The sequence below is a fragment of the Kitasatospora sp. MY 5-36 genome (genome assembly GCF_001182915.1).
In the GTDB taxonomy this organism is placed as follows: Bacteria; Actinomycetota; Actinomycetes; order Streptomycetales; family Streptomycetaceae; genus Kitasatospora.
Genome location: NZ_LFVW01000510.1, coordinates 1 through 8,432 on the forward strand (window position 1 = coordinate 1; position 8,432 = coordinate 8,432).

Annotated in this window: 11 protein-coding genes; 7 read left to right on the forward strand and 4 right to left on the reverse strand. The window is 75.4% G+C overall.

Annotated elements, in window-relative coordinates; genetic code table 11:
* Nucleotides 1-605: alcohol dehydrogenase catalytic domain-containing protein (locus AE652_RS28475; RefSeq protein ID WP_049656605.1), on the reverse strand; the 605-nt coding region annotated here is incomplete at its 3' end.
* A 99-nt stretch (nucleotides 606-704) separates the two neighbouring features.
* Between AE652_RS28475 and AE652_RS43205 the strand changes: the two genes are divergently transcribed.
* From AE652_RS43205 to AE652_RS28495, 4 genes are all read left to right on the forward strand, one after another.
* Complete coding sequence (locus AE652_RS43205) at nucleotides 705-1,367, forward strand: TetR/AcrR family transcriptional regulator (RefSeq protein WP_053112310.1); 663 nt, start codon at nucleotides 705-707, stop codon at nucleotides 1,365-1,367.
* Between the two features lie 121 nt (nucleotides 1,368-1,488).
* Nucleotides 1,489-1,845, forward strand: coding sequence for a zinc ribbon domain-containing protein YjdM (locus AE652_RS28485; protein ID WP_049656608.1), 357 nt, complete (start codon nucleotides 1,489-1,491; stop codon nucleotides 1,843-1,845).
* 59 nt (nucleotides 1,846-1,904) lie between these two features.
* A complete protein-coding gene (locus AE652_RS28490; protein ID WP_049656609.1) occupies nucleotides 1,905-2,150 on the forward strand; it encodes a hypothetical protein in 246 nt (81 codons plus the stop codon).
* Nucleotides 2,150-2,602 carry a MarR family winged helix-turn-helix transcriptional regulator gene (locus tag AE652_RS28495; RefSeq protein ID WP_082346028.1) on the forward strand — a complete coding sequence of 151 codons (453 nt, stop codon included), beginning with the start codon at nucleotides 2,150-2,152 and terminating at the stop codon, nucleotides 2,600-2,602. The genes AE652_RS28490 and AE652_RS28495 overlap by 1 nt, the downstream gene beginning before the upstream one ends.
* Nucleotides 2,603-2,719: 117 nt before the next feature.
* Here AE652_RS28495 and AE652_RS28500 read toward each other — a convergent pair whose 3' ends face one another.
* Entirely contained in the window at nucleotides 2,720-3,682 is a 963-nt protein-coding gene (locus tag AE652_RS28500; RefSeq protein WP_053112312.1) for an ABC transporter substrate-binding protein, read from the reverse strand.
* 90 nt (nucleotides 3,683-3,772) lie between these two features.
* On the opposite strand from AE652_RS28500, the gene AE652_RS28505 reads away from it, so the two are divergent.
* Genes AE652_RS28505 through AE652_RS28515 form a run of 3 tightly spaced genes read left to right on the forward strand, consistent with a single transcriptional unit; the run spans nucleotide 3,773 to nucleotide 6,758 of the window.
* Nucleotides 3,773-4,771 (forward strand): iron ABC transporter permease, encoded by a 999-nt coding sequence (locus AE652_RS28505; protein WP_079272857.1) that lies wholly within the window; start codon nucleotides 3,773-3,775, stop codon nucleotides 4,769-4,771.
* 20 nt (nucleotides 4,772-4,791) lie between these two features.
* Nucleotides 4,792-5,910, forward strand: a complete 1,119-nt coding sequence (locus tag AE652_RS28510) for an iron chelate uptake ABC transporter family permease subunit (protein ID WP_199823156.1) — start codon at nucleotides 4,792-4,794, stop codon at nucleotides 5,908-5,910.
* Entirely contained in the window at nucleotides 5,907-6,758 is an 852-nt protein-coding gene (locus AE652_RS28515) for an ABC transporter ATP-binding protein (protein WP_082346029.1), read from the forward strand. Before AE652_RS28510 ends, AE652_RS28515 begins: the two co-directional genes overlap by 4 nt.
* A gap of 14 nt (nucleotides 6,759-6,772) precedes the next feature.
* Here AE652_RS28515 and AE652_RS28520 read toward each other — a convergent pair whose 3' ends face one another.
* Both AE652_RS28520 and AE652_RS28525 read right to left on the reverse strand, forming a co-directional pair.
* Nucleotides 6,773-7,336, reverse strand: coding sequence for a YbaK/EbsC family protein (locus AE652_RS28520; protein ID WP_049656611.1), 564 nt, complete (start codon nucleotides 7,334-7,336; stop codon nucleotides 6,773-6,775).
* A 73-nt stretch (nucleotides 7,337-7,409) separates the two neighbouring features.
* Nucleotides 7,410-8,258, reverse strand: coding sequence for a universal stress protein (locus tag AE652_RS28525; protein WP_049656613.1), 849 nt, complete (start codon nucleotides 8,256-8,258; stop codon nucleotides 7,410-7,412).
* Nucleotides 8,259-8,432: the final 174 nt, after the last annotated feature.

Genomic DNA, 8,432 nt, shown 5'->3' on the forward strand with positions numbered 1-8,432 from the left:
CCGAAGGCCAGGGCGCGCTCGCGGGCGGCCGGCAGCGGGTCGACGGCGACGATCGGGAAGGCGCCGATCGCCCGCAGCAGCTGCACGCCGTGGGCGCCGAGGCCGCCGACGCCCCAGACGCCGACCGCCTCGGCCGGGCGTACGGCGCCGGTGGCGGTGATCGCGGCCCAGGGGGTGGAGACCGCGTCGGGGATGAAGCAGGCCTGCTCGAAGGGGAGTTCGTCCGGTATCGGCACCAGGGTGGTGGCGGTGGCGAGGGCGTACTCGGCCCAGCCGCCGTCGTAGTCCACGCCGCGGGTGTGCACGACGCCGTCGCGGGTCTCGCCGGCCTGCAGCAGCACCCGGTCGCCGACGGCCGTACCGGTCACGCCCTCGCCGAGGGTGTGCACGGTGCCCGCGACCTCGTGGCCGAGGGTGACCTTGTCGCCCTTGAGGTAGAGCGGCTTGAGCATGCCCTCGATCAGGTGGACGTCGGAGAGGCAGACGCCGGCGGCCTCCACCTTGATCAGCACCTCGCCCGGGCCGGGGGCCGGGACGGGCACCTCCTCCACGGCGAAGGCGCCCTTCGCGACGTCGAGCCGGCCGGCGAGCATCGTGGCGGTCATCGGGACTTCCCTTCTCACGGGGGCGGCGGGTCGGGGGAGTGCCCGCCGCTCCGGAAGTTACTTGTTATTCAACAAGCAAGTTCACACTAGCATGGTGGCATGTCTACGCACGATGAGGACCGAACCGGTGGGGCCGGGGCGCTCCGGGAGGCGCCGGCGCGCCGCACCCAGGCCGAGCGGCGCGCCCGGGCCGAGTCCGCGCTGATCGCCGCCGCCGCCCGGCTGATCGCCGAGCACGGCAGCACCGGGGTCACGCTGGCCAGGGTGGGCGAGGAGGCGGGCTTCAGTCGGGGCCTGGCCACCCACTACTTCGGCTCCAAGGCCGCGCTGCTGGCGCGGCTCCAGGAGGCGGCGCTGGCCGAGGCGATGGCGTCGGCCGCACCGGCGCGCAGCGGGGCGGGGGCCGCCGAGGAGCTGTGCGGGTTCGCGCGCGGCTGCCTGGAGGGCGTCCGCAACCCGACCGACCTGGGCCGGGCCTTCGTGGTGCTGGGGGCCGAGGCGCTCGCCGGGGCCTCGGAGCTGACCGGCGCGGTGGCGGAGCTGGACGCCCGGACCCGGGCGTGGACGGCCGAGGTGGTCGGGCAGGGGCAGCGGGACGGGGAGGTGCGTCCCGGTGTGGACCCGGCGGCCTTCGCGCCCGCCTTCGTCGGGCTGCTCAAGGGGCTGGTGGTGCAGGCCGCGGCCGCGCCGGAGGCCTTCGACGTGGGGGCGGCGGTCGCGGAGTCCGAGCGCTGGATCCGGCTCGCGCTCACCGCGGGCTGAGGCTGCGGAACGCAGGCGGCCGGGCGGTCCGCGCCGCTGTCGGCCGCTCCGCGCGCAACCCCCGCTGACCTCGCCGATCGCCGCGCGGACCGGATCCGTACGGCCTGGATATCCTGATCCCATGAGCGACAACCTTCCCCCGTGTCCGCAGTGCTCCAGCGAGTACACCTATGAGATGAACGCCCTCATGGTCTGCCCCGAGTGCGGCCACGAGTGGGTGCCCGGCGGGGCCGACGAGGCCGGAGCGTCGGCCGGCGAGCGCGTGATCAAGGACGCCGTCGGCAACGTGCTGAGCGACGGCGACACTGTGACGGTGGTCAAGGCGCTCAAGGTCAAGGGCAGCGTCTCCGGCATCAAGGCCGGCACCAAGGTGCGCAACATCCGCCTGGTGGACGGCGTCGACGGACACGACATCGACTGCCGCGTCGAGGGTTTCGGTGCGATGCAGCTCAAGTCCAGCGTGGTGAAGAAGGCCTGACCGCGGGCCCGAACGGCCGCGCCCCGCCGGGAGGGACTGACGCTGTTGGTTAATTCGGGGTGGCGTTACTCGGCCCCGCTGAGCATCAGCTCGGCGGGGCCGAGTACTGCGAAGTGGCTGGTGCGGGTGCGGGCTCGTGGTGTTTCGGTGAGGTGGGCGTCGATGCGAGCGAGATTGATCGCAGCGCCGGTACGCTCACTTCCGGCCGCTGGGCCCGGGCGACGGCCGAACGCGCGGCGCAGCGGCTCGCCGCCGAGGAGGCGGCCGAGGAAGCCGAGCGGACGAAGGGGATGGTGGACGCCTGATGGAGCGCCTGGACAGCGGCGGGCACCCGGAGGGGAGCGGGAGCGAGGCCGGAGCGGCGGCCCGGGTCTGGCAGGGGATGAACGCCCTCGTGCTGGAACGCTACGACCGCCGCAAGAGCGTCGCCGAAGCCCTCGACATGAGCTTCAGCCGGGTCAGGGCGCTGCGCCGGCTCGTCGCCGGCCCGATCACCCTGCGGGAGCTGGCCGAGCGGCTGGGCGCGGACCCGCCGTACACCAGCGTCATCGTGGACGACCTGGTGCGGCGCGGCCTCGCCGAGCGCATCACCAACCCGGTCGACCGGCGCTCCAAGCTGGTCCACCTCACCGAGGAGGGTGAGGCGAAGGCCGCGATCGCCACCGGGATCCTCAGCACCCCGCCGGACGCGCTGCTCGCGCTGCCGCCGGAGGACATCCGCGTGCTCGACCGGGTGGTGGCGAAGCTGCTGGGCTGAGCCGCCCCTGCCGACCCGTTCGGAGGTGCCGAGCCCGCGGCGGAAGGGCCGTCACCGGATCCGCTCCGGTGACGGCCCTTCAGAACTCCGGGGGGGGGAATTCCCTGGCGGGCGCGGTTACTTCGCGCCGAAGGCCTTCTCGATGTCCTCGACGACCTTCTCCGCCGCGATCGGGCCGGAGCTGCTGCTCCACACCTGGCCGTCGACGCCCATGAGCTGGTTGGTGCCGACGGCCTTGAGGCGGGTGAAGGCCTCCTGCTTGCGGGCGGTCTCCAGGGCCTTCTCGCCCTCGGCGTTCAGGGTGGCGACGAACACCCGGTCGGCGTCGGCCTTGTTGAGGTTCTCCAGGGACAGCGGGTCCGAGTGGGGCTGGGCGCCCAGGCCGTCGGCGATCGGCATGGTGCCGGCGCCGGCCTTCTTCAGCAGGTCGCCGGGCATGTTGGTGGTGTTCATCACGATCGGCCCGTTGGGCATCCAGCGCATCACCACGGCGCTGCCGCTCTTGCCCTCGCCGGCCTTGGCGGCGCGCTTGTCCAGGGCGTCCAGCTTGGCGGCCAGGTCGGCCTTGTGGCCGAGCGCGTCGCCGTACACGGCGAGCACCTCGCGCCAGTCGCCGGCCTTGGGGACGATGGTCGGGGCGACCGCCGAGAGCTTGTCGTACTGGGACTTCTCGATGCCGGAGGAGGCCAGGATGAGGTCCGGGGTGGCCTTCAGGATCGCCTCGAGGTTGGGCTCCTTGACCGTGGCGACCAGCGGGATGCCGTCGGCCTTCAGGTAGGCGGGGGCGGTGGTGCCGCCGCGGCTGGAGCTGGTGCCCACCGGGGTGACGCCGAGCGCGAGGGCGGTGTCCAGCGAGGTGTCGCCGAGGGCGATGACCCGCTTGGCCTCGGCCGGGACCTCCACGGCGCCGAAGGCGGTGTCGATGCTGCGCTTGCCGCCCTTCGCGGCGGCGGTGGACGAGGAGCCGGAGTCACCCGCGGACCCGCCGGACCCCGAGGAGCCGCACGCGGTCAGGCCCAGGGAGAGGGCGCCGACCACGGCCGCGCCGAGCAGGGTCTTGGTAAAGCGGGTGCCAAGCATGGGTGTTCTCCGAGAAATGGTAGTTTACGGGCGAACCGTTTTTCTGAGGTTAGCCTAACCATACGTAAGGCCCTGACGGGGAGGCCCGGTGTGACATTCCGATCACTCCTGCTGCGCGGACTGCTGCCCGCCGGCGCGATACTGCTGCTCGCCGTACTGGCGAGCCTGCTGCTCGGCGCGGGCGACGTGGGACCGTCACGGGCGCTCTCCACCCTGCTCGGTGACGGCGACTCCGACTCCCGGTTCACCGTGTTCCACCTGCGCGCCCCGCGCACCGCGGTGGCCCTCGCGGTGGGACTCGCGCTCGGCGTGGCCGGCACCGTCCTCCAGGCAGCCGCCCGCAACCCGCTGGCCGAGCCCGGCCTGCTCGGGGTCAGCACCGGCGCCTCCTTCGCCGTCGTGATCGCGATCGTGCTCGGCGCCAGCGCCGCCAGCGTCGGCCCGTACGTCGCCGTACTGGGCGCCGGCGCCGGCTGCCTGCTGGCACTCGGCGCGGCCCGGCTGCGCGGCACCGGCGACGACCCCGTCCGGCTGGTGCTCGCCGGCGCGGCGCTGAGCGGGCTGATGAACGCCGGCTCCTCCGTGCTGCTGCTCTCCGACGCCCGGGCCGCCGACGAGATCCGGTTCTGGACCATCGGCTCGGTCGCCGGCCGCGGCACCGACCAACTGCTCGCGGTACTGCCGGTCCTGCTGCTCGGCCTGGTGCTGGCGCTGCTCTCCGGCCCGGCGCTGACCGCGCTCAGCCTCGGCGACGACGTCGCCACCGGCCTCGGCCACAAGCCCCGCCGGGCCCGCGCCCTCGCGGTGACCGCCGTCGCCCTGCTGGTCGGCGCCGCCACCGCGATCGCCGGACCGGTCTCCTTCGTCGGCCTGGTGGTGCCCTTCGCCGCCCGGGCCCTGGTCGGCCCGGACCTGCGCCGGCTGCTCGTCGTCTCCGCCCTGCTCGGGCCGGCCGTCGTGCTGCTCGCCGACGTGGCCTCCCGGCTGGTCGCCCGCCCGTACGAGATGCCGCTCGGCGTGATGACCGCCCTGTGCGGCGCCCCCGTGCTGGTCGCCGTCGTCCGCTCGCACCGAATGCCCGCGCTGTGAAGGCCCCCGTGAAGGCCCCTGTGAAGACCACCGCAGAGAACGACGCAGAGAACGCCGTGGAACCCGACGGCCCCTCGGCCGCGACCCGGCGGCCGGCGCCGCCCGTGCCGCCCGGCACCCGGCTGCTCGCCCTGGGCGGCCGCTCGGTGCTCGTCCCGGTCCGGCCGCTGCTCGGCTGCACCGTCCTGCTGCTCGCCGTGGTCGCGGTGACCGCCGTCTGCCTGGCCGTCGGCGAGACGAACCTCGACCCGGTGACCGCCCTGCGCGCGGCCTTCGGCGACGGCACCGCGCGCGACGTGCTGCTGGTGGAGAAGCTGCGGCTGCCCCGCGTCGAGGCCGCACTGGCCGTCGGCGCCGCCCTCGGCGTCGCCGGCTGCCTGATGCAGACCCTCGCCCAGAACCGGCTGGCCACCCCGGACACCGTCGGTTTCAACGAGGGCGCCACCGCCTTCGCGGTCGCCTCCGTCACCGGCGTCGCCACCCAGCTGCTGCCCTCCGCCGCCGCCCTGGCGGGCGCCGCCACCGCCGCCTCGCTCGCCTTCGCCCTCGGCGGCGGGGCCGGCCGCAACGGCTACCGCTTCCTGGTCGTCGGCCTCGGCATCGGCGCGGTCTTCGGCGCGGTGACCAACCTGATGCTCTCCCGCGCCGCCATCGACTCCGCCAACGCCGCCTACGCCTGGACGGTCGGCACCCTCAACAGCCGCGACGCCGACGCCGTCGGCTACCTCGAACTCGGCCTGCTGGCCTGCCTGCCCGCCGCCGTGCTGCTCGGCCGCCGGCTGTCGCTGCTGCGCTTCTCCGACGCCGTCGCCACCGGGCTGGGCGTCCGGGTGCGCGGCCTGCGGGTCGGCGTCCTGCTGGTCTCCGTGGTCTGCGCGGGCCTGGCGGTGGCCGTCGCCGGACCGCTCGGCATGATCGCGCTCGCCGCGCCCGAGGCCGCCCGCCGGATCGCCGGACCGCGCTGCGTGCCGGTGCTCACCTCGGCCGTCGCCGGAGCCGCCTTCACCCTGCTCGCCGACCTGATCGGCCGCACCCTCCTGTCGCCGCTGGAGGTGCCGGCCGGCCTGGTCACCGCCGTCGTGGGCGGCCCGTACCTGCTCTGGCTGCTGCTCACCACCCGTCCCCGGAGGACCGCATGACCGCCCGCCCCGCGACCGCTGAATCCTCCGGGACCGTGACGGCCGCCGTCGGAGCGCCCCGGCTGGCGACCAGCGCGCTCAGCCTCGGCCACGACCGCACCATCGTGGTGCGCGAGCTCGACCTCGAACTGCCGCAGCGCCAGGTCACCGTCATCGTCGGCCCGAACGGCTGCGGCAAGTCCACCCTGCTCGGCGGCCTCGCCCGGACCATCGCCCCGCGCTCCGGCGCCGTGCTGCTCGACGGCAAGCCGCTGACCTCGCTGTCCACCCGCGCCATCGCCCGGATCATCGGCCTGCTGCCGCAGTCCGCCACCGCCCCGGACGGGCTGACCGTCCGCGACCTGGTCCGCTACGGCCGCCAGCCGCACCAGGGCCTGCTGCGGCAGTGGTCCGCCGCCGACGCCGAGGCGGTCGAGCACGCGCTCGCCGCCGCCGACCTGCACGAGCTGGCCGACCGCCCGCTGGACACCCTCTCCGGCGGCCAGCGCCAGCGCGCCTGGATCGCCATGGCCGTCGCCCAGGACACCGACATCCTGATGCTGGACGAGCCGACCTCGGCGCTGGACATGGGCCACGCGCTGGAGGTGCTGGAGATGGTGCGCGGCCTGACGGCCGAGCGCGGCCGCACCGTCGTCCTCGTCCTGCACGACCTGACCACCGCCTGCCGCTACGCCGACCACATGGTGGCCATGCGCGACGGCCGGGTGGCCGCCCAGGGCGCGCCGCGCGACATCGTCACCCCGGAGCTGGTGCGCGAGCTGTACGGGGTGGAGAGCGTGATCCTCACCGACCCGGTGCACGGCACCCCGGTGGTCTGCCCGGTCGGCCTCGCCCCCCGGGGGCGCTGACGCCGGCGGGCCGGTCAGCCGGCCAGGCCCGGCAGCACCAGGGCGCCCGGCAGCTCCGCCAGGGCCCAGCCGGGCAGGATGAGCTTGCCCCGGCGCCGGCCGCTGCCGACCAGGACGTACGGGGCCGCGGCCACCGCCTCGTCGATCAGCAGCGGCCAGCCGCCGGGCAGGCCGACGGGGGTGATGCCGCCGTACTCCATGCCGGTCAGCTCGACCGCGGTGTCCATCGGCGCGAAGGACGCCTTGCGCGCCCCCAGGTGGGTGCGCACCGCCTTGTTGACGTCCACCCGGGTGGTGGCCAGGGCCAGGCACCCGGCCAGGGTCACCTCCCCGGCGCGCTTGGCGGCGACCACCACGCAGTTCGCGGAGAGCTCCGGCGGCACGTCGTAGGCCGCGCAGAACACGGCGGTGTCCGCCTGCTCCGGGTCGCTGTCCACGTAGAGCACCGAGGCGGCCGCTCCGGGCGCGTCCCAGTTCTTCAGCGCGTCGGCGACGGGCGCGGCGAGCTCCGCGCCGAGCTCCAGGGCCGGTACGGCGGTGGCGAAGTTCCCGAACGGCGGGGCGGTGGACTCACTCATGGACCGGACTGTAGCGCGCCCGGCCACCCGGTCGGCCTACCCGGCTGCCGTCGGCCGTACGGGAGGACCGCGGTCAGCCGTACGGGACGACGGCGACCGGGCAGTGCACGTGGTGGATCGCGGCGTGCGCCACCGGGCCGAGGTGGTGGTGGCGCAGCGGCATCCGCCGGATGCGGCGGCCGACGACCAGCAGCCGGGCCGTCGCGGCGGCGTCCACCAGCTCGACGGCGGCCTTGCCGCGGATCAGGTCGGTGCTCACCGTCACCTCGGGGTGCCGGGCCTGCCAGGGCTCCAGGGCCCGGGCGAGGCCGTCGTGCTCGACGGCCGAGACCTCACCCTCCAGCCCGCCGATCGCCCCGTAGGACATGTACTCGCTGCCGGCCGGCGGGGACCAGACGTGCACCACGCGCAGCGGCGCCGAACGGAGCGCGGCGGCCTCGAAGGCGAAGGCCAGCACCTCGTCCGCCGGGTGCGCCAGGTCGAGGCCGACCGTCACCGCGCCGTCCGGTTCGTCCCCGCCGGCCCGGATCAGCACCACCGGGCAGTCCGCCCGGCGCAGCACCTCCTGGCTCACCGAGCCGACCAGGAAGCCGCGCAGGGTGCCCAGCCCGCGCGAGCCGAGCACCAGCAGGGCGGCCCCGTGCGCGGCGGCCTCCAGCGCCTCGACGGGATCGCCGGCCACGGAGCCGGCGGTGACCTCGACCTCCGGCGCGAGGGTGCGCAACTCGCGCTCGCTCTCGGCGAGTCGTGCCAGTGCGGAGTGGTCGCCGGGCCTGCTCCCGGGGGCGATCTGCTTCGGCCGGGGCCAGGCCTGGAGGACGTCCAGGCGCAGGCCGCGGCGCTGCGCCTCGTGGGCGGCCCAGGCGGCGGCGGCCAGGCTCTCGGGTGAGCCGTCGAATCCGACGACGACGGGTCCGGTCACGGCGTGCTCCTCGGTTCCGGTGCGGCCCCAGCCCCCGGAGGTCTCGGTGCGGCCAGTATCCGCGCCGACCCGGACCGGCGCCTCCCGGAGCCGTCGCCGGTCGCGGTGGGTGACGGGACGGGCCCGGTTCCGCCGTCCGGCTGGTCGGCCGGGCGGCGGCGCGGCACGCCCGGG